The 25,226-nt window shown below is 51.6% G+C and carries 21 protein-coding genes; 10 read left to right on the top strand and 11 right to left on the bottom strand.

Annotation, left to right across the window (positions count from 1 at the left end):
* The first annotated feature begins 1 nt into the window (after position 1).
* From EHT25_RS29960 to EHT25_RS29950, 3 genes are all read left to right on the top strand, one after another.
* A complete protein-coding gene (locus EHT25_RS29960) occupies positions 2 to 736 on the top strand; it encodes a lysophospholipid acyltransferase family protein (RefSeq protein ID WP_124879105.1) in 735 nt (244 codons plus the stop codon).
* A gap of 3 nt (positions 737 to 739) precedes the next feature.
* Entirely contained in the window at positions 740 to 1,027 is a 288-nt protein-coding gene (gatC, locus tag EHT25_RS29955; protein ID WP_124879104.1) for an Asp-tRNA(Asn)/Glu-tRNA(Gln) amidotransferase subunit GatC, read from the top strand.
* 100 nt (positions 1,028 to 1,127) lie between these two features.
* On the top strand, positions 1,128 to 1,655 hold the full coding sequence (locus EHT25_RS29950) for an SRPBCC family protein (RefSeq protein ID WP_124879103.1): 528 nt from the start codon (positions 1,128 to 1,130) through the stop codon (positions 1,653 to 1,655).
* Positions 1,656 to 1,679: 24 nt separating this feature from the next.
* Here EHT25_RS29950 and folK read toward each other — a convergent pair whose 3' ends face one another.
* The 3 genes from folK to EHT25_RS29935 form a co-directional block, all read right to left on the bottom strand.
* Positions 1,680 to 2,165 (bottom strand): 2-amino-4-hydroxy-6-hydroxymethyldihydropteridine diphosphokinase, encoded by a 486-nt coding sequence (gene folK / locus EHT25_RS29945; RefSeq protein ID WP_124879102.1) that lies wholly within the window; start codon positions 2,163 to 2,165, stop codon positions 1,680 to 1,682.
* Positions 2,166 to 2,174: 9 nt separating this feature from the next.
* Positions 2,175 to 3,221 (bottom strand): AAA family ATPase, encoded by a 1,047-nt coding sequence (locus tag EHT25_RS29940; protein WP_124879101.1) that lies wholly within the window; start codon positions 3,219 to 3,221, stop codon positions 2,175 to 2,177.
* Between the two features lie 93 nt (positions 3,222 to 3,314).
* Positions 3,315 to 5,186: a vWA domain-containing protein gene (locus EHT25_RS29935; RefSeq protein ID WP_124879100.1), complete on the bottom strand. Its 1,872-nt coding sequence runs from the start codon at positions 5,184 to 5,186 to the stop codon at positions 3,315 to 3,317.
* Positions 5,187 to 5,297: 111 nt separating this feature from the next.
* On the opposite strand from EHT25_RS29935, the gene EHT25_RS29930 reads away from it, so the two are divergent.
* The 4 genes from EHT25_RS29930 (at position 5,298) to EHT25_RS29915 (ending at position 9,644) form a co-directional block, all read left to right on the top strand.
* Positions 5,298 to 5,876 (top strand): RNA polymerase sigma factor, encoded by a 579-nt coding sequence (locus EHT25_RS29930; protein ID WP_124879099.1) that lies wholly within the window; start codon positions 5,298 to 5,300, stop codon positions 5,874 to 5,876.
* A complete protein-coding gene (locus EHT25_RS29925) occupies positions 5,869 to 7,119 on the top strand; it encodes an energy transducer TonB (RefSeq protein ID WP_124879098.1) in 1,251 nt (416 codons plus the stop codon). The genes EHT25_RS29930 and EHT25_RS29925 overlap by 8 nt, the downstream gene beginning before the upstream one ends.
* Positions 7,120 to 7,140: 21 nt before the next feature.
* Complete coding sequence (locus tag EHT25_RS29920; protein ID WP_124879097.1) at positions 7,141 to 8,736, top strand: MutS-related protein; 1,596 nt, start codon at positions 7,141 to 7,143, stop codon at positions 8,734 to 8,736.
* Between the two features lie 266 nt (positions 8,737 to 9,002).
* Entirely contained in the window at positions 9,003 to 9,644 is a 642-nt protein-coding gene (locus EHT25_RS29915; RefSeq protein ID WP_229311842.1) for a porin family protein, read from the top strand.
* Between the two features lie 79 nt (positions 9,645 to 9,723).
* Here the strand turns inward: EHT25_RS29915 and EHT25_RS29910 are convergent, their stop codons facing one another.
* The 7 genes from EHT25_RS29910 to EHT25_RS29880 all read right to left on the bottom strand — a co-directional run bounded on the left by EHT25_RS29910 (position 9,724) and on the right by EHT25_RS29880 (position 21,034).
* On the bottom strand, positions 9,724 to 11,220 hold the full coding sequence (locus EHT25_RS29910; RefSeq protein ID WP_124879096.1) for a M28 family peptidase: 1,497 nt from the start codon (positions 11,218 to 11,220) through the stop codon (positions 9,724 to 9,726).
* Between the two features lie 20 nt (positions 11,221 to 11,240).
* Complete coding sequence (locus tag EHT25_RS29905; protein ID WP_124879095.1) at positions 11,241 to 13,403, bottom strand: 3-hydroxyacyl-CoA dehydrogenase NAD-binding domain-containing protein; 2,163 nt, start codon at positions 13,401 to 13,403, stop codon at positions 11,241 to 11,243.
* A 9-nt stretch (positions 13,404 to 13,412) separates the two neighbouring features.
* On the bottom strand, positions 13,413 to 14,621 hold the full coding sequence (locus EHT25_RS29900) for an acetyl-CoA C-acetyltransferase (RefSeq protein ID WP_124879094.1): 1,209 nt from the start codon (positions 14,619 to 14,621) through the stop codon (positions 13,413 to 13,415).
* Positions 14,622 to 14,772: 151 nt separating this feature from the next.
* On the bottom strand, positions 14,773 to 16,719 hold the full coding sequence (locus EHT25_RS29895) for a polysaccharide biosynthesis protein (RefSeq protein WP_124879093.1): 1,947 nt from the start codon (positions 16,717 to 16,719) through the stop codon (positions 14,773 to 14,775).
* A gap of 120 nt (positions 16,720 to 16,839) precedes the next feature.
* Positions 16,840 to 17,757 carry a TIGR01777 family oxidoreductase gene (locus tag EHT25_RS29890; protein WP_124879092.1) on the bottom strand — a complete coding sequence of 306 codons (918 nt, stop codon included), beginning with the start codon at positions 17,755 to 17,757 and terminating at the stop codon, positions 16,840 to 16,842.
* 57 nt (positions 17,758 to 17,814) lie between these two features.
* On the bottom strand, positions 17,815 to 19,974 hold the full coding sequence (locus tag EHT25_RS29885; RefSeq protein ID WP_124879091.1) for a protein-disulfide reductase DsbD family protein: 2,160 nt from the start codon (positions 19,972 to 19,974) through the stop codon (positions 17,815 to 17,817).
* Positions 19,975 to 20,197: 223 nt separating this feature from the next.
* The gene (locus EHT25_RS29880) at positions 20,198 to 21,034 is read right to left on the bottom strand and encodes a phytanoyl-CoA dioxygenase family protein (protein ID WP_124879090.1); all 837 of its coding nucleotides are present in this window, start codon (positions 21,032 to 21,034) and stop codon (positions 20,198 to 20,200) included.
* 198 nt (positions 21,035 to 21,232) lie between these two features.
* On the opposite strand from EHT25_RS29880, the gene EHT25_RS29875 reads away from it, so the two are divergent.
* The 3 genes from EHT25_RS29875 (at position 21,233) to tatC (ending at position 24,474) form a co-directional block, all read left to right on the top strand.
* The gene (locus EHT25_RS29875; RefSeq protein WP_229311841.1) at positions 21,233 to 22,048 is read left to right on the top strand and encodes a helix-turn-helix domain-containing protein; all 816 of its coding nucleotides are present in this window, start codon (positions 21,233 to 21,235) and stop codon (positions 22,046 to 22,048) included.
* 164 nt (positions 22,049 to 22,212) lie between these two features.
* Positions 22,213 to 23,505 carry a serine hydroxymethyltransferase gene (gene glyA, locus EHT25_RS29870; RefSeq protein ID WP_124879088.1) on the top strand — a complete coding sequence of 431 codons (1,293 nt, stop codon included), beginning with the start codon at positions 22,213 to 22,215 and terminating at the stop codon, positions 23,503 to 23,505.
* Positions 23,506 to 23,598: 93 nt separating this feature from the next.
* Positions 23,599 to 24,474, top strand: coding sequence for a twin-arginine translocase subunit TatC (gene tatC, locus EHT25_RS29865; protein WP_124879087.1), 876 nt, complete (start codon positions 23,599 to 23,601; stop codon positions 24,472 to 24,474).
* 91 nt (positions 24,475 to 24,565) lie between these two features.
* Here tatC and EHT25_RS29860 read toward each other — a convergent pair whose 3' ends face one another.
* On the bottom strand, positions 24,566 to 25,090 hold the full coding sequence (locus tag EHT25_RS29860; RefSeq protein WP_124879086.1) for a hypothetical protein: 525 nt from the start codon (positions 25,088 to 25,090) through the stop codon (positions 24,566 to 24,568).
* Positions 25,091 to 25,226 lie beyond the last annotated feature (136 nt).

Below are 25,226 nucleotides of genomic sequence, written 5' to 3'. Positions count from 1 at the left end.
GATGTTATACACAATCTGGTGCGGTTTCTGGTTTCTGGCACTTTTCATTGTGCTGTTTCCATTGATGTTCATTTTTCTACAGCGGGAAGAATGGAAACCCTACGCGCACAAAGTCAACTACGTTTGGGGGCGGTTATTTTTCTGGGTCATCGGGATGCCGATTCACGTCGATTACCGGTTTCGCCCCGATCCAAAGCAGACCTATGTGTTTTGCGCCAACCACTTTTCGTACCTGGATATTGCCGTAATGGGCGTCATTATCCGGAACTACTACGCTTTTGTGGGCAAAAGTGAGGTGAAACGCGCTCCACTGTTCGGGTATATGTTTGCCAAACTGCACATTCAGGTGGACCGGAGCCAGGCCAACAGCCGGGCCTATTCGCTGTCGAAAGGAATCCGGACGCTGAAAGGCGGACGGAGCATCATGATTTTCCCGGAGGGCGGCATCAAGGCCAAAGAACCGCCCAAAATGTTTCACCCGTTTAAGGATGGCGCTTTTACGATGGCGGTTCAGCAGCAGGTGCCGATTGTGCCGATTTCACTGCTGAATAATTATCAGATTTTTCCGGACAAGAAAAAACTTCGGATGTACTATCGTCCCATTCGGGCGGTGGTGCATCCGCCCATCGAAACGAAAGGATTGACCCAGGCCGACATCGAACGGTTGAAAGAAGAAACGTACCGCATCATTGACGAGTCGCTGATGAACCAGCCGACCCGTGTTGCCATGAACTAGCCTATGAAAGTCGATCACGAAACCCTGCATAAAATTGCGCACCTCGCCCGGCTCGAAGTCCGGCCCGACGAAGAGCAACCGCTGATTGAGAGCCTGAACGACGTGCTGACGTGGATGGAGCAACTCAACGAAATCGACACGTCCGGCGTGGAACCGCTGACGCATATTTCGGCGGAACTCAACGCCCTGCGCGAAGACGTTGTCGGGCATCAGCTCCCGCGCGATCAGGCGCTGGAAAACGCTCCCGAGAAAACCGATGCGTATTTTCAGGTACCCAAAGTCATCGAGTAAATCTGCAAAACTGTTGCCGAAAATTTAAGTCGGAGATTGTCTTTTCCTACGGACTAATGCTTACATTAGGTACCGAATCTCACCTCTCTTTTTGGCAATTATGAAAATCCTCAAAATCATCGGTATCGTCCTGGTGGCGCTGATACTGATCGTCTTAGGCCTTGGCCTCGTCATGTCCAAAGAGTACGCCGTCGAACGTTCGGTGGTCATCAACAAGCCCCGCAGCGAGGTCTTCACGCTGGTCAGCACGCTCCGCAATCAGGAAAAATGGTCGCCCTGGCTCGACTACGATCCGCAGGCCAAGGTGACGTATGCCGGTACCGACGGCGCGGTGGGTTCGACGTATGCCTGGGACGGTAATGACGACATTGGCAAGGGCGAACAGGAAATCAAAGAGATTCAGCCGGGCGAACTGGTGCACAACGAAGTTCGTTTTGAAAAACCGTTTGCGTCGGTCGGGCAGGTTTATTTTACGCTGGCGGACGAAGGCAACGCAACGAAAGTTACCTGGAAAATGACGGGCGAGCAGGTTTATCCGATGAATGTGATGTCGCCAATGATGGACGGCATGCTCGGCAAAGAGTTCGACAAAGGGCTGAACAAGCTGAAGGCGCTGGCCGAAAAATAAGCTGGGCAGCCCGGCCAAACCCGCCTAAGGAACCCATTTTCTGACGTCGCTCTTGTCCGGGCATTCGGCTAATAATTGCCGGTTGGTTTTGTGAAAAACCGGATGCTCGAATGCCGGCGCAATCTCTGACAGCGGCACCAGCGTAAACCGCCGTTCGTGGAGAAATGGATGCGGCACCGTCAGTTTTTCGCTGTTCAACACGGTTTCGTCGACGTAAAGCAGGTCGATGTCGATCACGCGGCTGCCCCACTTTTCGCGCCGAACGCGACCCAGGCGGTTTTCAATGGCCTGGGTTTTTTCCAGCATTTCTTCCGCCGGAAAAACACTCAGTACTTTCAGCACCTGATTCAGAAAAGCCGGTTGCTCCGTTACCCCCCAGGCTGCGGTTTCGTAGAGCGACGATTGCAGTAAAACCGGTCCCAGATCGATCTGAATCGCTTCGAGCGCGCGTTGCAGCGTAGCCGCCCGATCGCCCAGATTGGCCCCGAGCAAGAAATAAACCGTGTGCATCGTTAGGGGCTAGAAACCAATCGTACGGTTTTCTTTTTTGGCAAAATGAACCTCTTCTTCCAGGTGGTAAATGTCGGCCAGCGTCATCGGCTTGTCGGTACGGAATTCGAGTTGGCGTTCGTTGAGCAGACGGTTGGCTTTTTCGGCGGCCAGTTCGCCAAACTCGTAGCGGGCAATGAGCCGCCCTTTTCGGAGCAACGCCGGATCGAGTCGTTTGATATCCGTATTAAATGTGCAGAGGATCTGAATGGCCAGACAATCGGCCAGCAACCCATCGGTCAGGTTCAGCAGATTCGAAACGGCCGCGTTCCGAACATCGGTTTCGCGGTCCATCAAGACCTGTTCGGCTTCCTCAATGACCAGAATCGAGTTGCGCTGTTCGAGCAGAAACGGAATAAAACCGGGCTGCGTCATGACTTCCACCAACTGGGGCGGCAACACCAGCACCTGCTTGGAAAGCTGCGTGGTCAGGTGGCGAATGAGGTTGGTTTTGCCCGTTCCCGGTTTTCCGTGCAGAATGATCAGCCCTTTTTCGCCGTTGGTATTCAGGCGGTCAATTAATTTGTCATAGACCGGCAGCAGATCGTCGTTGTAGTGTTTTTCCAGTTCGAGCGGCAGCAACTTCAACTGGGTTTCTTCCACCACCAGCTCGTTATACTGCTGCGTAATGAGCCCAACCTTACCCATCGAACTGTCGGGATCGGGAATTTTGTAGGCATTGAGTCCCGTCAAAACCCGGTCAAGGACATCGCGGCTGGAATACCCTCCCACGACCGAATATGCCTTCATGGCGGGCAGGTAATGCAGCCGGAACAGAATTCCCTCCGGATGCGACCAGAACGAGTGTTCTTCCTGTTTGGTAAACAATTCCGTGCGTTCGTGAACCTTGACAAATTGTTGCTGAATCAGGAAATCAGGTAACGTTAATTCAAACTGGCTACGGCAGATAAGTTGATTCGGGAAGACGCCAAACTGTTGAACGAAGTAATAAACGTTGGGAAAATCGTCGTCGTCGGGCGAAAATTTAAAGAGGTCGGCTGGCAGTTTCCAAGACATTTCGTAAAAATCGTTGAATGCCCGCAAACGAACAAAAAAACCGGCACGATTGTCGAAAATTGTGCCGGTTTTGTAAGCGAATGCGGTTTATTCCTACTCCTCTTTTTTGGCTACCGCCGAGCCATTCGACAGGGAATCAGCCAGTTTTACGAGCCGGACAAACTCACCACGGTAGCCTTCCGGATCGCGGCCCAGTGCCTGCTTCGCCAGGGTGACAATTTGTTTGTAGCTCGCACTGCCTTTAAATTCCGAGTCGCGGAGCAACAGGCCGAATTCGGCCACCGAAGCCGAAAACCGGAAGTCGGCGGAGGTGTTGTCCCACTTTTGCGACTGGTCATTCACCACGTGCTTCATCAACTGACTGGTTTCGCTATCCGGTTTTTTGTAGCGGATTTTCAACGTCAGCAACTCACTTTCGTTACCAGTCGGAATGGCCTGCCGCTGGTATTTCAACGAATCAACTTTTTGCAAATACTTGCTTTCCACACCCGCCGGAATGATTTCGTACAAGGCCGTCACCGTATGTCCTGAGCCCATCTCACCGGCATCTTTCTTGTCGTCGTGGAAATCTTCGTTGTTTAGCATCCGGTTTTCGTAGCCAATCAGCCGGTAGCCTTTCACCCGCGCCGGATTGAATTCCAGTTGCAGTTTCACATCTTTCGCGACCGTGAACAGCGTTCCGCCAAATTCTTTTCCGAACACCTTCTGCGCTTCCTGCAAGTTGTCAATATAGGCGTAATTGCCGTTTCCTTTGTCCGATAAGGTTTCAAGTTTGTTGTCTTTGTAATTGCCCATCCCAAAACCAAGTACGCTCAGGAAAACGCCCGATTTGCGTTTTTCCTCCACCAGCCGCTGCATGTCACCATCGCTCGAAGCGCCCACGTTGAAATCGCCGTCGGTCGCCAGAATGACGCGGTTGTTGCCGTCTTTGCGGAAGTTTTCCTGCGCGACTTTATAGGCCAGCAGAATGCCTTCGCCCCCCGCCGTCGAACCGCCCGCCGACAGTTGACTGATCGCATCCTTGATTTTTTGCGGCTCATTGCCCGGCGTCGAAGGCAGCACCAAACCGGCAGCACCGGCGTAAACTACAATCGCCACGCGGTCCTGCGGGCGGAGCTGATCGACCAGCAAACCCAGAGCGGTTTTGACCAACGGTAATTTATTGTCGGCGTCCATCGAGCCCGATACATCGATCAGAAAAACCAGGTTTGAAGCGGGCAGGTTGCCCGTCGGAATGCTTTTGGCCTGCAAACCAATGCGGAGCAGTTGCAAACCCGGATTCCAGGGCGATTCGGATAACTCGGTTTTCACGGCAACGGGATCGTTTCCGGTTGGCTGCGGATCGTCGTACTCAAAATAATTCACCATTTCCTCAATCCGAACGGCATCTTTGGGGGGCAGATTTCCGCCGTTCAAAAACCGCCGGATGTTGCCGTAAGCCGCCCGGTCCACATCGACCGAAAACGTCGTAACCGGCTGGTGTTGTGCATTTTTAAAACCGTTTTCTTCCACTTTGGTATAGTCTTCGGTATTCGGGCGGGGTACCGACATCCGTTGAAAGGTAGGCACCGCTGCGGCTCTCCGGCCCGGATACATGGCCCCAACTGTGCCCGACAGGCTCCGCTTCGACTGCGTTCCATAGCCGACTACAATGGTTTCTTCCAGCGCCCGGACATCGGCGTTGAGTTTAACATCGACCACAGTTTGGGTGGTCACTTTTACTTCGGCTTTCAGAAAACCGATCGAGTTGAAAATGAGCGTTTGCGGTCCGTCGGGAATGGCAATGGTGTAACGGCCGTCGGCGTTTGTAGTGGTGTTGGCCAGAGCGCCTTTAAATCCAACGGAAACGCCCGGCAGCGGCAGGTTGGAAACGGCGTCGGTAACGCGGCCCGTAATGGTGCGGTTGGTCCGAATCGTCGATACGAATAAGAGTCCGAGAATCAGAATTGAAAAAATGGTACGCATGGCTGTATGGAATGAAGGAGTCTTTTTTCTCCTATTGATGCAGCCTCGTTTCGAATTCCATACGGCACCGAAACTTTTTTTTGTAAGTTGCGGGGAAGCTGTTTCAACTGTATGTTTTTTAAGCGATTCCGTAAACCCAAACCCGTTACCGACGCCGAGTATATCGCGGACTATAAGGCTACGGGCGATCTGGAGTTGCTCGGCGCGTTGTATGAGCGGTATATGGATCTGGTCTATGCGGTTTGTTACAAGTATTTGCGCGATGAGGAAGAAAGCAAAGACGCGGTGATGCAGTTATTCGAACAACTGATTACGGATGTGCGTAAATACGAAATTCAGCATTTTAAGAGCTGGCTGCATTCGACCGCCCGCAATTATTGCCTGATGCAGTTGCGGCAACGAAAAACCGTTGCGGGCAAAGTGGGTGACGAAGCCGAAGTAATTGAAATGCCGCTGACGGTCTGGCCGGAAACCGACGGGCTGGATCTGGAAACAAAGCTGAGCCAGCTGGACGATTGCCTGAAAACGCTATCGGAGGAACAACGCACCAGCATTTCGCTGTTTTACCTGAACCAGAAAACCTACGCCGACATTGTCGAACTGACGGGCTACGATCTTAAACACGTCAAAAGCCTGCTGCAAAACGGCCGACGGAATCTGAAAATCTGCATGGAAAAAACCCGTGACTGAACCGAATCAACATAACGACCACCTGACCGCCGAGGACCTGCGCAACTACCGCGACAAGGCACTTTCCGCTGCCGAACAGCACCGGGTGGAACGTCTGTTGCTGGAAAATCCGCTGTATGCCGAGGCACTGGAAGGTCTGGAAGCCAGCGGGCAGAACCCCGCCGAGCTAAATCGGATTTCGGGTGAATTGCACGAGCGGTTGCAAAACCGGGTTGCCGATAAAAAAGTGAAGCGCTTGCCCATCTGGATACCCGCAGCCGCAGCTTCGGTCGTGCTGGTGTTAAGCATCGGTTTGTATGTAAAGATGCAGGAACGATCGGAACAACCGGAGCGTATGGTCAGTGCGCCCGCGCCCCAGATTTCGGCGCAAAAAGATGCGGTTTTAGCCGAAAAACCGGTCGAAAACCCGATTGTTGAGGAAGCGCTTCCGGCCCAACCGGCGAAACCCCAACCTCCGCTCTTAGCCCGAAGCGCCGAGCCTGTTTTGCCCAACAACAAACCCGTCCCGGCCAGAGACAGCCTGATTATACCCAAAGATAATCTGCTGGCGGTTTCACCCGCCCCGGCTCCGGCTGCATCCCATCCGCAGTCTTTTGAAGTTCCAGGGGATAGAATGCGTTCCGTAAAAATCGTCGATCAACCGGTGCGCGGACGGGTTTTTGACGAAGAAAAACGCCCCCTGCCGGGTGTTTTGGTACGAGCCAAAAATACTGATCAGCAAGTTGTCACGGATTCATCAGGTCGTTTCCGGCTAAACCGGGTTCGAAAAACCGATACGTTGCAACTCGTTTCCATTGGATACCTCCAACAGGAAATTCTGGCTGGTCATTCCCGTACTGATTCAATCCAATTAAAACCCGATACGCAGGCATTATCCGAAGTTGTTGTCGTGGGGTATGGCGCTCAGGCGAAGAAATACGCAGCGGGCAGTCGGACCCGAATGGCTCCGGCAAAAACCGCCCTGACTTCGGCGCCCTCGGCTCCCGCGAACTTTAAATCGTATCTGGATGAAAACCGCCGGATGCCGCCCGAAGCGAAAGAAAAAGGCATTTCCGGCACCGTCCGCGTCCGGTTTCTGGTGGCGCCCGATGGTTCAGTCAGTCAGTTTTCCATTATCAAATCGCTGGGATATGGCTGCGACGAGGAAGCTATCCGGCTGATTCGCGAAGGCCCGCGCTGGAAACCGCTCATTCGCAATGGCCAGCCCGTTGCGCAGTTTGCCGAACAGGATATGGTGTTTTAAGGTGCGTGAAAATCAAATCGAATGTTTCAATCCACAGATAAACTAAAGGCCGCGCTGAAAGCGAGTTACGGCAAACCCAAATCAGAGTCTTTCGATTTTTCCCGGATTGAGCAATTCTTCGCAAACCGCACCCCCAAAAGCAGCGATCATAGTATTTCCGACAAAACCTGCCAGGATCTGGATTTCGACGAAGTATTTATGTTCGTCGACCGGACGGTTTCCAGAGTAGGTCAGCAGTATTTATACGCCCGGCTGCGAACCATTGATTTTAACGAAGCCAAAACCCGGTTTCTGGAAAAAATAACCACCGTTTTTTCGAACGATTCCAGTCTCCGGGAAGAGATCGGCGTGTCCCTTTCCGGTCTTTCGCACCCGAATGCCTATTATATACCTTCCCTGTTTTTAAAACCGCATCTGGAACCGCCCCACTGGTTTTGGGCCGTGAAGCTCCTCCCCATTCTAAGCCTGTTTTTCCTCGTACTGCTTCCCTTTTATCCGCCCGCTTTTCTGTGGCTGTTTGGAATTTTGATCATCAATTACAGTATTCATTACTGGAACAAGAATAATCTGTTCCAATACATTGCCTCTTTTCCCCAACTGCTTCGCTTAAACCAGGTTGCGCAGGAACTGCTCAAACACGAACCGCTCAAGCCGGAAACCGACGACCTGAATCAGTCCGTCCGGATTCTGGATGAAGTGAGTTCGTCTATGTCTTTTTTCAAACTGGAATCCAAACTGCAGAGTGAAGTGGGCATGTTGCTGGAAGTCATCACGGAGCTTTTCAAGGCGTTATTTTTAATCGAACCCTTAATCCTTTTTCACGTCCTGAAAAAGCTGGATTCCAAACGGACGGATATAGACCGGGTTTTTCAATACGTTGGCCTGATCGATACCGCCCTTTCAATCAGTTCGTTGCGGGCAGGTTTGGTCTATTCCTGCCAGCCCCAATTCAGCAAAGGCCAAAAGACACTGATCGTTCGCGATGTTTACCATCCGCTCATTCCCAATCCCGTCTCCAACTCCATGACGCTGGCCGATAAATCGGTTTTGCTAACCGGCTCCAATATGTCGGGCAAAACCACCTTTATTCGCACCATCGGAATCAACGTCATCCTGGCCCAAAGCCTGAACACTTGTCTGGCAACCGAATTTACCATGCCTTTCCTGCGCGTTTTTTCGACGATTCGGGTGACGGATGATTTGCTGAACGAGAAAAGTTATTACCTCGAAGAAGTCCAGTTAATCAAAGCCCTGATTGACGAATCCCGGTCGGAAATCCAAACCCTTTTTTTACTGGATGAGCTTTTCAAAGGCACCAATACCGTGGAGCGGATTTCGGCCGGAAAAGCCGTGCTGACGTTCCTGAACAAAGGCCCGCACCTTGTTTTTGTATCCACGCACGATGTCGAACTGACCGGTTATTTGAAAGACACGTTTGATTTATATCATTTTACCGAAATTGTAGAGGATGATCAGATCGTGTTCGATTACAAACTCAAAGAAGGTGATCTTCAAACCCGAAACGCCATTCGCATTCTGGAATTGAACGGATATCCGCCGGAAGTGATCCGGGAAGCCAACCGATTATCCGAACAATTAACCAGAGCGAAAAGCTAAAAAATCAGCGCATTTCATCTGAATTAGCGATCCCCCCCTTTTATTATCGAGAAGGAAAATAGGATTTTGAAAGCCTGGACTCCGTTCGACTCTCCGATACACCGCGAATGTATTTCCGATTGTGCGGGCGTTTTAAAGCTTCGTGGTTTTGGTGAAACCGTTATCTTTGCGCCTTTTAGCGCATTAAAAAACATTTAACGACAAGCGCAGTTGTATCTAGTGCTAATCAACCCCACTATACGCAAATGGCTCAACTAAATTGCACAATGAAAAGAGGATTATTATTTGGTATGTTTTTTCTGCTGACCAGTGCCTCCACCCTGCTGGCGCAGCAACGCTGGAGTGCCGGCCCACGGCTTGGCGTCAATGTCTCGAGTCTGTACGGCAGTAATGATAATTATTATAATGCAAAGGTCGGTTTAGTGGCGGGCGGTTTTGTCAGTTACAGTTCGATCAACCACTTCGGTATTTCAGCGGACGTTCTGTATTCGCAACGGGGCGCCAAATACGATAATCCCGGCGATCGGAGCAGCCACGTTCAGCACCTGAATTACCTGGAAATCCCGGTCGTGGCCCGTTACTACCTGAATTTGAGCGGAAATTTCCGTCCCAATTTCTTCATCGGACCTTCTTTAGGAGTTTTGATGGGTGCCAAACGAACCAAATCCATCAACCAGGGTACGGCTTATCCTGATTCGGATACAAAAGACGAGTTCGAAACCGTCGATTTAGGTGGAACGGCCGGTTTTCAGGCCAATTTCAAAGTTAAAAGCCGCCAGCGGTTTCTGATCGATGCCCGGTATACACTCGGTCTGACCAACGTTAGCAAAAATGCAACCCCCTGGTTCGGGAATTCAACCTTTAGCTTCACCCTAGGCTATAGCTTCGGCGTAGGCCGGAATTATTAAACAAACGTATCGATGGACTTTAGTCCGTAGCATACTTTCCAAATTCGGATGCTGCTACGGACTAAAGCTCATCGATACGTTAATTTCCGTACAGCGCTTTCGCGGCAGCTTCGTATTTGTCACCGGCGATCCACTGCGGACGCGTCGGTTTATTGGCAATCAGTCGGGCCGTATACGCATAAGCCTGACAGAATTTGAGCAGATAGCCGTAATCGATTGTATCCGGATTATCAGCTGCCTGGTGATAATATTTGAATAAATCCGCATCAAACTTCTTAAAACCGGCCGAATACGTGGGCGCCGGAATTCCCTTGATCGCAAAATTGACATTATCGGAGCGATCGAACAGGTTTTGTTCGGGAGCCGGTTCGGCAAAAACACCCAGCCCAAACGCTTTGCTGCCGGTTTCGATTTCGGTTTTGGCACCCGTACGCTCCAATCCCATCACCGAAACGATGGTGGTATCGCTGTACCCCGCCCCATCGCTGTTCAGGTTAAAAACTGTTTGTTTCAGCGGTACCAGCGGATGTTCGGCGTAATACCGACTGCCCAGCAAACCGAGTTCTTCACCCGTCAAGGCCAGAATCAATACCGACCGCTTCGGCCGTTGGGCCTGTAATGCTTTGGCCGACGCCAGCAACGCCACCGTTCCGAAGGCATTGTCGCGCGCGCCGTTGAAGATGCTGTCTTCCGACGTATACGGCTGGCCGCCCTGTTTGCCAACACCTACATGATCGAAATGGGCCGACAATAAAACGTACTCATTTTTCAATTTCGGATCGGTTCCTTCCACCACAGCCGCCACATTAACCGCATCGACAATCCGCTGCGACCGGCCCGAAGTCTGGATCGAAACCGTCTGGCTGGCGTCTTTCAGCTTGGCCAACTGGTTTTTCCCATTATCGACCCAAAGGTGCAGCAGCGTCGGCAGTTCCGTGGAAGCCGCCAGCGACAGTTGTTCGCCCTGAAAAGCGCGGGTCACCACAGGCCACGGATAGGTTCCGCTCGTGTAGAGCTCAAGTAACCCCACCGCTCCTTTTTCAGCGGCCAATTTTCGTTTCTGCTCCGATGCCGCCAGCAAGCCCCGGTTGGTCGTGGCCTCCGGCGAACCTACCTGCGCTACGACAAGTTTCCCCCGAACATCGCGCCCATTGTACCCATCGGCGGCTTCGGTCAGTCCATAACCCACGTAAACGGTTTCGGCAGTCAGGTGAGTTTCTTTGCCGCTAACGACCACGAACTCCTTCCCAGCCTGTAGCGAATCAGCCCCAATTTTCAGTCGGGCATACATAACCGATTTCGTTTGCAGGAAAGGCACTTTCTGGTAATAATCGGTTTGACCAGCTACCGGTTTCAGACCCAGCGCCCGGAATTGCTCGGCAATGTACCGGGCCGCCACCAGATTACCGGGTTCGCCCGTCCGCCGACCCTGAAGTTCGTCGGACGCCAGAAACCGCATGGGTGCTTCGACTTCCGTCCGGGTTAGTTTTGATTCAGGAAGTTTGGCAACGGGCTGTGCAGAGGCAACTGCCGACAGTAAAAAACCGCTTAACAAAAAGCCGTAAGATTTCTGCATGGTTATGAAGTGTAAGATTGTCAGTTTGTTTGTTTAAAATAGCTCACGCCCTGCTTGGCCATTTCGCGCAGCCGGGGGGTTGGGCGAAAACGTTCGCCGTAGGCGTCGGCCAGCCGGTCAGCTTCCTGCACGAAGTTCGCGATTCCTACATAATCCACGAACGACAAGGCTCCGCCCGTGTAGGCCGGAAATCCCCAGGCCAGAATGGAACCGATGTCGGCATCGAGTTGGGTTTGAATCACGCCCTCTTCAAAACAACGCACGGTTTCGAGCACCTGCCGGTAAAAAAGCCGCTTTTTAATTTCGTCAACCGAAGGCTGGGTTTCGGCCAGCGGGAAAAGTTCGGCCAAACCGGGCCAGAGAAATTTCTTTCCGTCTGGCGGATATTCGTAAAAACCGGCTTTTGATTTTTTGCCCAACCGGCCCAGTTCAACAAATTTTCCACCGATTTGATACGCCGTATCGTCTTCGCTCAAAACGCCGTCTTTAATACTCTGACCCGAAATTTTATGAATCAGATCCAGCGACACTTCGTCGGTAACCGCCAGCGGTCCCACTGGCATTCCGGCTGCTTTTCCGGCGTTTTCGATCAGCACCGGATTTATGCCCTCTTTCAACAATTCCATGCTTTCCGCCGTGTACATCGTAAAGACCCGCGACGTGTAAAAACCGCGTGAATCGTTGACGACAATCGGCGTCTTTCGAATCTTTTTAACGAAATCCAGCGCAAAAGCCAGTGCGTAGGCCGACGTTTGTTTTCCCCGAATCACTTCGACCAGCTGCATCTTATCGACCGGTGAAAAGAAGTGCAAACCGATGAAATTCGCCGGTTTTGCCGATGCCAGGGCCAGTCCACTAATCGGCAATGTGGACGTATTTGATGCAAAAATTCCCTGTTCCGCGAGCATTGGTTCAGCTTCCTGGGTCACCTGCGCTTTCAATGCCCGGTTTTCAAAAACCGCTTCGATGATCAGGTCGCAACCCCGCAGATCTTCGGCGTCGGCGGTGGGCTTGATCAGGTTGAGAGCGGCTTCGGCTTTTTCCTGCGTTGCCTTCCCGCGCTCGATGGCTTTTTTGAAAACCGTCCGCGAATAATCTTTGCCTTTTTCGGCCGCTTCAAGCGATACGTCTTTTAAAACCACGTCGATTCCAACGCTGGCGGCTGCGTACGCGATGCCCGAGCCCATCATGCCCGCTCCCAGAATGCCCACTTTTTTGACATCCGTTGCCGGAATATCTTTGGGGCGACGAATGCCTTTATTAGCCTCGTTCAGGCCCAGAAACATCGTCTGAATCAGCCCTTTCGCCACTTTCGACCTCGCGACCTGCACAAAATACCGCGCTTCGATCACCAGCGCCCGGTCGATATTGACCTGTAACCCTTCATAAACACAGGACATGATCGCCAGCGGAGCCGGGTAATTCCCGTGCGTTTTTTCCATCAGCATCGCCGTTCCGGCACTGAAAACCCGGGCACCGGTCGTACTTTGCACCCCACCGCCCGGTACCTTGAAATTCTCTTTTCCGACGATTTGGCCCGTTTTCCGATCGCGCTCGTCCCACGGTTGCAGCGGTTCGGGATGGGCGTCAATCCAGGCGAATGCTTTTTCCATCAGTTCCTCCCGCGAAACCGCCAGTTCATCAACCAGGCCCAGGGCCAGCGCTTCTGCCGGGCTCACGCGCTTACCCTCGAGCAACAACGGCAAAGCCGCTTCCATCCCGAGCATCCGGGGCAACCGCTGGGTTCCGCCCCCGCCGGGTAGTAAACCCAGCGTTACTTCGGGCAAGCCGATGATTGCTTTCGGATGATCGAGCGCGATGCGGTGGTGACAGGCCAGACAGGCTTCGTAGCCTCCGCCCAAAGCCGTGCCGTTGATGGCAGCCACCGCCGGTTTTCCGGACGTTTCAATGGCGCGAAAAATCCGATTCAGCTCCGCCGAAATTTTCAGCATTTCGGCCGGGTCTTTTTCGTTGTTGCGGAGAATCATTTTCAAATCCGCACCCGCAATAAATTCGTTTTTTTCCGATGTAACAATAATTCCCTTGACGTCCACATCGTCGTAAGCCCGTTGCAGCGCAGCCGCAAACGCCGGAGTCGAATCGTCGTTCATGACGTTCATCGGACTGCTGGTCATGTTCCAGCTCAGAATGGCGACGTGGCGGTTTATGGTGTAATTAATCATGTGAATGATTTAGTTAATACGTTCAAAAACCGTTGCAACACCCATTCCTCCGCCCACGCAGAGCGTCGCCAGGCCAACCTGTTTATCGGTTCGTTCCAATTCGTCCAGCAATGTTGCCGAAATCATGGCGCCCGTCGCACCCAGCGGATGGCCCAGCGCAATCGCTCCTCCGTTGACATTCAGCCGACTACGATCAACGCCCAATTGATCCATAAAAAACAGCGGAACGGCGGCAAAGGCTTCGTTCACTTCGAACAGATCAATATCGCTGAGTTGCATGCCCGCTTTTTTCAACACCTTTTGCGTCGCCGGAACAACGCCGGTGAGCATAATGGTTGGTTCGGTGCCGACGACGGCAAAAGCTTTAATGACGGCGCGGGGTTTCAGACCGGTTTTTTCACCAAACTCTTTCGAACCAATCAACACGCCAGCGGCTCCATCGACAATCTGGGAGGAATTTCCGGCGTGGTGAATGTGGTTAATCTGGGCCTGATCGGCATATTTCAGCAACGCCAGTGCGTCAAAACCCATTTGGCCGATGGCTTCGAACGCCGGTTTCAATTTCGATAAACTTTCGGCGGTGGTATCCGGTCGAACACCTTCGTCCCGATCAAGCAACGTGACGCCCAGTTCATCTTTGATGGGAATGAGTGTTCGGGCAAAGCGGTTTTCCTGCTGCGAAACCGTCGCCCGGCGGTAGGATTCGGCGGCAAAAGCGTCGGCGTCGGCCCGACTAAAACCGTATTTGGTCGCAATTAAATCGGCCGAAATTCCCTGTGGAACAATGTGATGGCGGGCTACAATCTGCGGACTCATGAACAGGGCACCACCGTCCGAACCAATGGGTATGCGCGACATCGATTCTACCCCGCCGGCCACCACGGCCCCAAACTGCCCCGACATAACGTAAGCAGCCGCCATATTGATGGCTTCCAGTCCGGATGAGCAAAACCGGTTGAGTTGCACTCCGGCGACGGTTTCGGCATAACCGGCTTCGAGAACGGCGGTGCGGGCAATGTCGGCGCCCTGTTCACCAATGGGCGTTACGCAACCCATGATTACATCGTCGAGGAGAGCCGTATCGAGTTGATTCCGTTTTTTGAGTTCACGCAGAACGCTGGTCAGCAGTTGAATCGGCTGCACGTCGTGAAGAGAGCCGTCGCTTTTACCCCGGCCACGGGGTGTTCGGACAGCGTCATAAATGAATGCCTGGGCCATACGGGTTTGCTAATTTTACCGACAACTGTATGCGAACATACGGTCATTGAAAAACAAACTTACCGGTATGGCAAATAGGCCGCAAGTGGTTGGTCCAAAATCGAACGGCTGAATGAATTATTTTCCCGAATTGAGATGGCGGTTACGGAAATTACACGTCAACCGTTTCGGTTACCGAACGATCCAGCGAGGTGAAGATCGAATTTTTACTGATGTACTCGGGCAATACCAGTTTCATAATCTGCACGAGTTTGCTCGCATCGCCTTCCACCAGCCGATAGCGTAATTCCTCAAACACGGCTCTTATTTCATTTATTTCCGGCGAATTAACGCGGGCAATCATAATTTTAGGATGGTGCGTCGGCAACGTTTGTTCGTCGTCATTCAATAATTCTTCGAACAATTTCTCGCCCGGTCGCAAACCGGTATACACCATCTGAATTTCCTTTCCGACCGTATAACCGGACAGGTGAACCATTTTTTTGGCCAATTCGGCAATGCGTACCGGTTCGCCCATATCGAAGACGAACACTTCACCGCCTTTGCCCATGGTTCCGGCTTCCAAAACCAGCTGACAGGCTTCCGGGATGGTCATGAAGTAGCGAATAATGTCGGGATGGGTCACCGTTACCGGGCCGCCAGCCTGGATTTGCTGCCGAAAAACCGTCACCACGGAGCCATTTGATCCCAACACATTCCCGAACCGGGTGGCAATAAACCGGGTTTGGCGCGGGTTTCCGCCCTGATTGTTGAGACTCTGCACGTACATTTCAGCCAGCCGTTTGGTAGCGCCCATCACATTGGTCGGATTAACGGCCTTGTCGGTTGAAATCATGACAAATTTCCGGATCCCGAATTTAACTGATAAATCCGCCACAATCTGCGTGCCGAGCACATTGACCCGAACAGCCTCGTAGGGGTGTTCTTCCATCAGCGGAACGTGTTTGTAAGCAGCCGCATGGAAGACGAAATCCGGTTTTACATCCCGAAAAATATGATGCATCCGAACTTCATCGGCGACGTCGGCAATTTTCAGAACCAGCTTCGTGTAATCCAACGCGGTTGCATATTCCCGTCGCAGATTGAATTCCAGATCAAACAACGCCGACTCGGCCTGATCGAGCAGCACGATCACCTGGGGCCGGTGACGGATCACCTGCCGAACCAACTCACTGCCAATGGAACCGGCAGCTCCCGTAACGAGTATTACCTGGTGAAACAGTTGCGCCCCGATAACCGGATTGGTCACCTGAATGGGCGCCCGGCCCAGCAAATCTTCGATCCGAATGTCCCGAATTTGGGACGGTTTTAAGCCGCCGTCGATCCACTGCCCGATGGTTGGAACGGTTTTGACGGTGACATGGTGATGCAGAAAAAACTCGGTTATTTCATTTTTCTGACGCGAGTCGATCGTACCCATCGCCAGAATTACCTGTGGAAGAATGCTCTGATTCCGGATGTAGCGTTCATAAGCCTCCTGCCGCGAAATCACGTTTATGCCCTGAATGACCTTCTGAATCTTATACGGATTGTCGTCAATAAAGGCCAGAATAGCGTAACGCTGCCCCGAATCCTTTACCAGTACCTTACGGGTTAACAGACCGGTTTCGCCCGCGCCGTAGATCAAAACCGGTTGACGGGTTCCTCCGTTTCCGGCGCGTAGTGTCCAGTAGAAGGCTTTGGCCATAAACCGGCTCACCGATAAAATGACCAGACAACAGAAATAATCGATCAGTAAAATGGAAACCGGTATATAAAAATGAACGTCACCTGACAATTGCCAGATGATGAGTGAGCCCACGGCGGTTACAGTTCCGCTCATTGTAATGGCGTATACCAGCAACATGACATCTTCCAGACTCGTATGCCGGATGATTCCCTGATAGGAGCGAAATAACAGGAAAAACAGAAAGCGAACACTGACCGCGACGGTCAGACAGTATAAAAAGTCCGCTCCGTTAAAACCATTGATCTCGAAATTAAACCGTAAAAGGTAGGCAACTGAAAACGATATAATGCAATTGATCACATCAATACTCAGTACGAGATAACCAGACACGAACCGTGTCGCGCTCGTTTTTAGTAGTCTTTCAATCATCTGATTACAGGTAAATTACGGTTGTCTTTCACGCTGGATTGACGAAAATAATACATTTATTGCTTATACAAGCAACTTATTTAATTCGTGAAATTTATCGCGCTGTTGAGTAATAAAGTACTAATTCAGTAAGTCCCGCAGTGCGGCTATCAAATCCGGGAACAGGTATTCAAAGCCGGTTTCTTCCCGTATCCGTTTATTTAACACGTAGTTACCGCCCAATACCACAATCGCCATTTCGCCAAAAAGCAACCGAATGGCAAAGGCCGGAACACGTGGTAAAAAATGCGGTTTGTCGAGCAGTTCTATTATAAGACGTGTGAATGTCTCATTAGTCACAGGTTTGTCCGCAACTGCGTTATAAATCCCCTGCCAATGGTCGTCGATGACTGCCTGAAGGTACATCCGGCACAGGTCGTCGATGTGAATCCAGGACATGTATTGCTGCCCCGAACCCAGCGGAGCGCCCGCACCCAACCGAACCGGCTGCACGAGTTTAGGCAAGGCTCCGCCCTCCATGGTCAGCACAATGCCGGTACGGAGTTTGACCGTCCGAATGCCTAATCCGGCGATTTCATCCACGGATCGTTCCCAGGCCCGAACCACCTGCGCCAGAAAATCACTGCCACCTTCGCTGGATTCCGTCAGCGGACGATCGCCGGTATCGCCCCCGTAATACCCAATAGCAGAAGAAGATACGAATGATTTTACGTGGTGTTTTCCGGAACGCAGGGCGCTGGCCAGTAAGTGAGTCGATTGCGTCCGGCTTTCAATGATTTGCTGTTTGCGCGCGTCGGTCCAGCGTTCATCGGCAATACCGGTTCCGGCCAGATGAATGATGTGGTCGGCTGTCAGAATGGCCTGCGGATCGATATGCCCTTTTTCAACGTCCCACTGATAAACCGTGACGTTGGGATTGTCTTTTTTAGCCGCTGAACGGCTGAGAAGCGACACGCGAAATCCCTGTTCAAGGAGCCGTTGGGTCAACCGGCGGCCAATGGTGCCGGTGCCGCCGGTAATCAGAATCGTTTTTGCCATGACGGATGAGGGTATTCATGGAGTAACGAAGCGTTTCAGAAAATTGTTACCCGGTTTTTATTTCATCACCGACCGCTCGGACCGATTAGATGCTGACAAACCGGCTGTTCTGGCTGCCGACAGCGAATACATTTTTTTGCCTTCGTCCAGAAAACCGGCGAATTTCGTCACGTCAAGGTCGTAATTTTTGGGCTGAATCAGCAACTTTCCAGTGTGATCGACCAGGCAATAATGGGGCTGGGCGTTGTTGTTGTAACGGACAATCTGCAAATCCGCATTCTGCGCGCCGATCGTCTTTTTCTGCTTTTTATCGTACGTCGAAGTATACCAGTCGGATTCCGGCAGTTCGGTTTTGTCATCGACGTACAGCGCCAGCATGACGTAATCGTTTTGCAACCGGCGCAAAACCGGCTCTTCGGACCAGACCCGGGCTTCCATTTCCCGGCAATTCACACAGCCATGGCCGGTGAAATCGATAAAAACCGGTTTATTCACTTTGGCCGCGTAGGCCAACGCCTGCTTATAATCAAAAAAGCCCTGAAGACCGTGCGGCAACCGGAACAATTCGCTGTATTTCGGCTTTTCACCCAACGTATTTTCTTCCGTTGCCGAAACGCTGGTTCCGCGAAAACCGAAGTCCTGCGTGGTTTCGGGAGGCAGATAACCGGCCAGGGCTTTCAGGGGTGCTCCCCACAAACCGGGGATCATGTAAACGACAAAGGCGAAGGTGACAATCGCCAGCAGCAAACGCGGCACGCTGACGGTTTTGGTTTCGCTGTCGTGCGGCAGCCGGACTTTCCCGAGCAGATAAAAGCCGATCAACGCAAAAATGACGATCCAGAACGCCAGATACACTTCGCGGTCGAGCAGGTTCCAATGGTAAACCTGATCGGCAATGCTCAGGAATTTCAGCGCCAGCGCCAATTCCAGAAAACCGAGAACCACTTTTACCGCATTCAGCCAGCCACCCGATTTGGGCAAACTTTTGAGCCACTGCGGAAAAGCGGCAAACAGCGTGAACGGAATGGCAAAAGCCGCCGAAAAAGCCGCCATACCGACAATCGGTTTCAACACCTCGCCCCCCGCCGATGCGACCAGCAGGCTCCCAACAATCGGCCCCGTGCAGGAAAATGACACCAGCACCAGCGTGAATGCCATAAACAGAATACCCGCCACCCCGCCTTTTTCGGCTTTGGCATCCATCGAATTCACCAGCGAATTGGGCAGCACGATCTCGAATAAACCGAGAAATGATAAGCCAAAAATGAAGAAAATAGCGAAAAACAGAACGTTGGGCAGCCAGTGTGTACTGACAAAATTGGCGAAAGCCGGGCCGTTAATCCGCGAAACCACCGTTCCAACCAGCACGTAAATGCCGATGATCGACAGGCCGTACAAAACCGCCTTCCACAAGCCGTGATCCTGCTTGGTGAAGTAGCTGACCGTCATCGGGATGATCGGGAAAACGCAGGGCGTCAGCAACGCCAGCAGGCCCGACAGAAAAGCCGCAATCATAAAACCAAGCAGCGATTCGGGCTTTTGGGGCTGATCATTTTCGAGTTGTGACGGAACAACCGGTGCCGCTGATGCAACGGTTTCGGAGTCGGTTTTTACGGCTTCAGTCGAAGGCGCAACGGCCACTTTCGAAACCGTATCTTTCGTCGCGGAAACTGACGTGGGTTCGCCGGTTGCGACGGCTTCCGAGGTTGGAGCAACTGTTGTTGGAACGGCTGCAACGCCAGCGGTTTTTATCGAAACGTTAAACTCCTGTTCGGTGGGTGGCAGGCAGGTCGTGCCGGAGCAGGTCTGGTATTCGATGGAGCCTTCGATCACCGGATTCGGTTTCAGGATTTTAACCTTCTGAACCAGCGCGGCTTTGTTTTCAAAAAACCGCACTTTGCCGTTCCATACTTCTTCAAATTCTTCTTTCGGGGAAAGTGAGATAAACGCACCGACTTTCTCAAAACTGCCGTTTTCCTTCAATTTCAGCGTGGTTGGAATCGGACCCAAATCCGGATCCAGATCCGAAGAGTAGACGTGCCAGCTTTTGTCGATCGTGGCATTCATCCGAATCTCCACCACATCACCCACTTTGGCTTCGGCTTTCGAGGTGGTAAATGTCCAGTGCGTTGGGTCCGGCTGAATTTGCGCCGAAGCGGTCGTCAGCGTTACAAGAAAAACCGCTAGAAAAGAGAAAAAAATGCCAACTTGTTTCATATCAATGGCTTACTAAATTGCCCAACCCTACAACACGAATTCTGCAAAAATATCTCCAATCCACCTACAAATCATGCAAGAACCAAAAAAAACACCCTGCCGGAGTTCCAGCGGGGTGTTCTGCACAACCAACCTATATTTAATTTACTTAATTAGATAAGAGAATTGAGACAAGAGAATAAAGACAAAATTTTTCTGGTCTTTACTCTCTTGTCTATCCTCTTTACTCTCTTACAAACAAAAGCGGATTCAGCGAGCTTTCGGGTTTGCTCCCGATGGGGTAACTTTCCAGCCACGTCGTCCAGTCAGCTTCCTGATAAGAGTTTAAGGGTTTAGTAATTGTCTGATCCTGATCCATGTAAATCATCGTCATCACTTTGCGCGGGGTGCCGGAGGTGTTCGGTCCGGCGCGGTGGAACGTCCATCCGGCGTGGTAACTTACCTCACCCAGTTCAAAAGGCGTGTCGTTGATGTTAAAATTCAGCTTGGTCAATTCGTCGGCCAATAACCGCTCGCTTTCGTCGCTGATTTCGATATTACGCCCAATTTCCACGCCCTGACTCTGTTCGGCAAACGCCAGCGGTCCCATTTCCATCGGTGTGTCCTGCAGCGGAATCCAGACGGTAACGGTTTTGGGCGATGACAACGGCCAGTAAAACTGGTCGGCGTGCCAGGGCGTAAAACCGCCCGATGGTTCTTTGTAAAGCGCCTGGTCGTGGTAAAGTCGAACGCCATCGACGCCCATCAGATCAGCCGCGATTTTGGCCAGGCGACGCGAAAAAACGAACTCTCTGGCGGTTTTGTCTTCCCGCCAGAGGTTCATGATCTGGAGAAAGGCCCGCTCATACGTCGTCCGTTCCTCCATCGATTTGGTCAGCGTGTTCAGCTTCAAAACCAGTCCGGTAATGATGTCCCCGTAATAGTGGAGCACTTCCGGGCTGAGCACGTCTTTTAACTTCACGTAACCGTTCTCCCGATAAAAGGCAATCGCTTCCGGGCTGACGGCATACTCCTCATCCAACTGTTTCAGCAAAGAAGGGTTATCGACGGTTACTTGCATAAAATTTAACGGGTTTAGGAATAATTAGTGTTACAAAATTGGTTCAATATTATCTTGTAAAAATTTCATTATTATGCCAATAAGTGTATAATTTTGACTTTTTGTTCCCCTAATTACTCCTTGAGAGTAAAAATACTGCATGTTGTGAAAGCATTATTTGAAAAAATTGAACTTGGAGATCACAATTCTCTAAGAGTGATGCACGTAGAGTTACCGTTTTTCGACGCCCCCTGGCATTTTCATCCCGAATACGAATTGACGTATATTGTCAGCAGTCATGGCAAACGGTTTGTCGGCGATCATGTCGAACCTTTCGACGCGGGGGACCTGGTGCTTTTGGGGCCGGGATTGCCGCACTTCTGGCGCAACGACGACGACTATTACCAGCCGGGTTCGGAGCTGAAAGCCGAAGCCATCGTCGTGCAGTTTGCGCAGTCATTAGGCGACACCTTACTACCTCAACTCCCTGAAACACAACCACTCATGGCCTTGCTAAACCGCGCCCGTTACGGTTTGCATTTCGGGTGCGACAAAGTGGAGGGCGTCAAAGCCGCCGTTGAAGGTCTGCTACACTGCGATGGCCTGGTGCGGCTGCTCCGGCTGCTCTACCTGCTTCAGCAACTGGCCGACGACCCAAATGCGGTCATGCTGGCTAGCGATAACTACGAACTGAAAGCCAGCGAAGCCGAAACCGAGCGGATGAAACGGGTGCTGGATTTTATGCTTGCTCATTTCCGGGAAGAAATCCGGGTCGACGACATGGCGTCGGTGGCCGGGATGGCTCCGGCGGCTTTTTGCCGGTATTTCCGGAAAAGAACCCGCAAATCGTTTATCGAATACCTGAACGAGCTGAGAATCAGCCACGCCCGGAAATTGCTGATGCAGTCGGATCTGAGCATCAGCCAGGTGGGGCTGGAATGCGGTTTCAATAATATTTCGCATTTTCACCGCCAATTTAAACTGCACAACGGCACCACACCGCTGAAATACCAGTCGCTTCAACATAATAAGTAGAAGACAACCAGAATGCTATTTTTCTCCGTACTTTTGTACTACGTACCTACGGATTAAAGTCCGTATTGCTATCAAAATTAAAGAGATACGGACTTTAGTCCGTAGGTACGTAAACTGTTATCCTATTACGAAAATAACCAATCGCTTCGGCAACCCGTTTATTTATGTCGACTACAGCCACCTCCATTACCCGTGACACACAGGTATTTGAGCTTATCGCCAAAGAACAACACCGTCAGGAATCCGGTCTGGAACTGATCGCTTCCGAAAACTTCGTTTCCAAGCAGGTACTGGAAGCGGCCGGAACCGTATTGACGAACAAATACGCCGAAGGGCTCCCCGGCAAACGGTATTATGGCGGCTGCGAAATCGTTGACGAAATCGAACAGATTGCCATCGACCGCGTAAAAGAATTGTTCGGCGCTTCGTGGGCCAACGTGCAACCCCATTCGGGCGCGCAGGCCAACACGGCGGTTTTTGTAGCCTGCCTGAAACCGGGTGATACGATTCTGGGTTTCGACCTGTCGCACGGCGGTCACCTGACGCACGGTTCGGCGGTAAATATTTCCGGAAAATATTTTCGGCCGACTTTTTACGGCGTCGAGAAAGAAACCGGGGTGATCAATTACGACAAAGTAGAAGAAACCGCCCAGCGCGAACGTCCGAAACTGCTGATTTGCGGTGCTTCGGCCTACAGCCGCGACTGGGATTACGCCCGGTTACGTGCCATTGCTGATTCGGTAGGTGCCCTACTGCTGGCCGATATTTCGCACCCGGCGGGTCTGATTGCCAAAGGATTACTAAATGATCCGATGGATCATTGCCACATTGTGACCACGACAACGCACAAAACGCTGCGCGGTCCCCGGGGTGGTATGATCATGCTGCGGAATGATTTTGAAAACCCCTTTGGCATCAAAACGCCAAAAGGCGAGCTGCGGCTGATGTCGTCACTGCTGGATTCGGGCGTATTCCCGGGTACGCAGGGCGGTCCGCTGGAACATATTATTGCGGCCAAAGCCGTTGCATTCGGCGAAGCTTTGTCCGACGATTTCGGGGATTACGCCAACCAGATTCAGCGCAACGCGCAGGCGATGGCGGCCGCTTTTGTTTCGAAAGGTTACCAGATCATTTCGGGCGGCACCGACAACCACCTGATGCTGATCGACTTGCGCTCAAAAGGTCTGTCGGGTAAACTGGCCGAAAACACGCTGATCAAAGCCGATATCACGATCAACAAAAATATGGTTCCGTTCGACGACAAATCGCCGATGGTGACTTCCGGGATGCGGGTTGGTACGGCGGCCGTTACCACGCGCGGCATGAAAGAATCCGATATGGAACAAATCGTCGTATATATCGACGAGGTTCTGATGAATCACGATAACGAAGCTAAACTCCAGGCAGTGAAAGAAGAGATCAACTCCTGGATGAAAGCATTTCCACTTTATAGTTAATTTTGAATGATAGAATGAGTGAATAGCTTCGCAGGAAGCAAAGAACTGGCGAAGCTATTCACTCATTCTATCATTCACTCATTAAAAAGTTAAATGAAGCCCATAGACCAGGAATTTGATAGCGAGAACGAGGTGGAGGAAGGTGAAATGACCTTTCTTGAGCATTTAGAGGAGCTTCGGTGGCACATTGTCCGGGCCATTGGCTCGATTGCCATCTTTGCGGTACTCGCCTTTATTTTTATCCGGGAAATTTACGATTCCGTTATTCTGGCGCCTTCCAAAACGGATTTCTGGACCTACCGCATGATGTGCATCCTGTCGAAAAAAACCGGTTTTGCCGATTTGTGCATCGAAAAACTGAATTTCACTCTGCAGAGCCGCGAGATGGCCGGTCAGTTCACAACGGCCCTGACGTCCTCGCTGATGGTCGGTTTACTGTTTGCATTTCCGTATGCCTTCTGGGAACTCTGGCGGTTTATTATGCCGGGGCTGAAACTCTCCGAGCGCCGGGCCGCACGGGGAGCGGTTTTTTACGTCACCACGCTCTTCATGCTGGGCGTCCTGTTCGGCTATTACATCGTTTCGCCACTGGCGATCAACTTCCTGGCAAATTACCAACTCGATCCGAGCATTGTGAACGAGTTCGATATTACGTCGTACATCTCGACGCTGGCCACGCTGACGCTCGGTTGCGCCCTGACGTTCCAGATGCCGATTGTGGCGTTTGTGTTGTCGAAAGTCGGTATTCTAACGCCCAAGTTCATGCGGGAATACCGCCGTCATGCGCTGGTCGTTATTCTGGTGGTTGCTGCGATTATCACGCCTTCGCCGGATGTGTACAGCCAGATTCTGGTCGCCATTCCACTGGTTTTGCTCTACGAAGTCAGTATCTGGGTTTCGGGCTACGTTCAGCGGCTGCGGCTGAAAGAAGAACAGGCGTTGATGAAAACCGACGGTTACGAAGATTAAACGTACCCACGGACTTTAGTCCGTAAGATCTAGCCTATAAGGGCTACTATAAATCATCCAAGATTTCACGGACTAAAGTCCGTGGGTACGATTAAAACTTACCGGTTATTCCCATCCGGAGGATGGCAATGCCCCAGCCCAGTTCGGCAAACCCGCCGATTTTCTGGCTGAAATGGTAAAAACCGCCCATATGCACGCCCGGAAAAAAACCGCGGGCGTGGAGCTTTGAATATGGATTCTGGTCCAGCCGTTCCCGGCGAATGACCGTGCGGGTTCCCACCGACAGCCCCGCATACGGGTCAAATTTATTACTTCCGATTCCCAGCGCACTGGCCAGATGATAGGAACCCCGGACGCCGTAGTTGACAAACTGCGCCTTCCAGCGGTGGTCGCCAAACTTGGTGCCAGTCAGGGCATAATCAAAATAACCCCCAGCGCTGATTTTATCGGTAAATCCCAGTTCAAAAGAAGCTCCGTTGCACAATCCGCCCACCGAATACGATTGCACTCCCAACCCCATGTTGAGCATAACAGTAATTTTTCGATCGATCTGCGAAAAACCGGGGGCTACGGCAAGGATGACAAATAGGGCAGAACAGTATATTGTTTTCTTCACAATATCTTGATTGTTACTCGCTTATTGTTGTTTACTGTTCGAAAGGGAGGTTGTTACGCCCGTCCTTCGCGACGATACAAAAGTGGTAACCAATTCAGGGGAATCCAATCGGTAAAACACTCAACTGGGAAAACCA

This window comes from Larkinella rosea (genome assembly GCF_003858635.1).
GTDB classification, from domain to species: domain Bacteria; phylum Bacteroidota; class Bacteroidia; order Cytophagales; family Spirosomataceae; genus Larkinella; species Larkinella rosea.
This window is presented reverse-complemented; position numbering and strand designations above follow the sequence as displayed.

Coding starts and splice junctions, on each gene's coding strand:
- EHT25_RS29960 (WP_124879105.1), top strand. CDS start 2: ATGTTATACACAATCTGGTGCGGTTTCTGGTTTCTGGCACTTTTCATT.
- gatC (WP_124879104.1), top strand. CDS start 740: ATGAAAGTCGATCACGAAACCCTGCATAAAATTGCGCACCTCGCCCGG.
- EHT25_RS29950 (WP_124879103.1), top strand. CDS start 1,128: ATGAAAATCCTCAAAATCATCGGTATCGTCCTGGTGGCGCTGATACTG.
- folK (WP_124879102.1), bottom strand. CDS start 2,165: ATGCACACGGTTTATTTCTTGCTCGGGGCCAATCTGGGCGATCGGGCG.
- EHT25_RS29940 (WP_124879101.1), bottom strand. CDS start 3,221: ATGTCTTGGAAACTGCCAGCCGACCTCTTTAAATTTTCGCCCGACGAC.
- EHT25_RS29935 (WP_124879100.1), bottom strand. CDS start 5,186: ATGCGTACCATTTTTTCAATTCTGATTCTCGGACTCTTATTCGTATCG.
- EHT25_RS29930 (WP_124879099.1), top strand. CDS start 5,298: ATGTTTTTTAAGCGATTCCGTAAACCCAAACCCGTTACCGACGCCGAG.
- EHT25_RS29920 (WP_124879097.1), top strand. CDS start 7,141: ATGTTTCAATCCACAGATAAACTAAAGGCCGCGCTGAAAGCGAGTTAC.
- EHT25_RS29915 (WP_229311842.1), top strand. CDS start 9,003: ATGAAAAGAGGATTATTATTTGGTATGTTTTTTCTGCTGACCAGTGCC.
- EHT25_RS29910 (WP_124879096.1), bottom strand. CDS start 11,220: ATGCAGAAATCTTACGGCTTTTTGTTAAGCGGTTTTTTACTGTCGGCA.
- EHT25_RS29905 (WP_124879095.1), bottom strand. CDS start 13,403: ATGATTAATTACACCATAAACCGCCACGTCGCCATTCTGAGCTGGAAC.
- EHT25_RS29900 (WP_124879094.1), bottom strand. CDS start 14,621: ATGGCCCAGGCATTCATTTATGACGCTGTCCGAACACCCCGTGGCCGG.
- EHT25_RS29895 (WP_124879093.1), bottom strand. CDS start 16,719: ATGATTGAAAGACTACTAAAAACGAGCGCGACACGGTTCGTGTCTGGT.
- EHT25_RS29890 (WP_124879092.1), bottom strand. CDS start 17,757: ATGGCAAAAACGATTCTGATTACCGGCGGCACCGGCACCATTGGCCGC.
- EHT25_RS29885 (WP_124879091.1), bottom strand. CDS start 19,974: ATGAAACAAGTTGGCATTTTTTTCTCTTTTCTAGCGGTTTTTCTTGTA.
- EHT25_RS29880 (WP_124879090.1), bottom strand. CDS start 21,034: ATGCAAGTAACCGTCGATAACCCTTCTTTGCTGAAACAGTTGGATGAG.
- EHT25_RS29875 (WP_229311841.1), top strand. CDS start 21,233: ATGCACGTAGAGTTACCGTTTTTCGACGCCCCCTGGCATTTTCATCCC.
- glyA (WP_124879088.1), top strand. CDS start 22,213: ATGTCGACTACAGCCACCTCCATTACCCGTGACACACAGGTATTTGAG.
- tatC (WP_124879087.1), top strand. CDS start 23,599: ATGAAGCCCATAGACCAGGAATTTGATAGCGAGAACGAGGTGGAGGAA.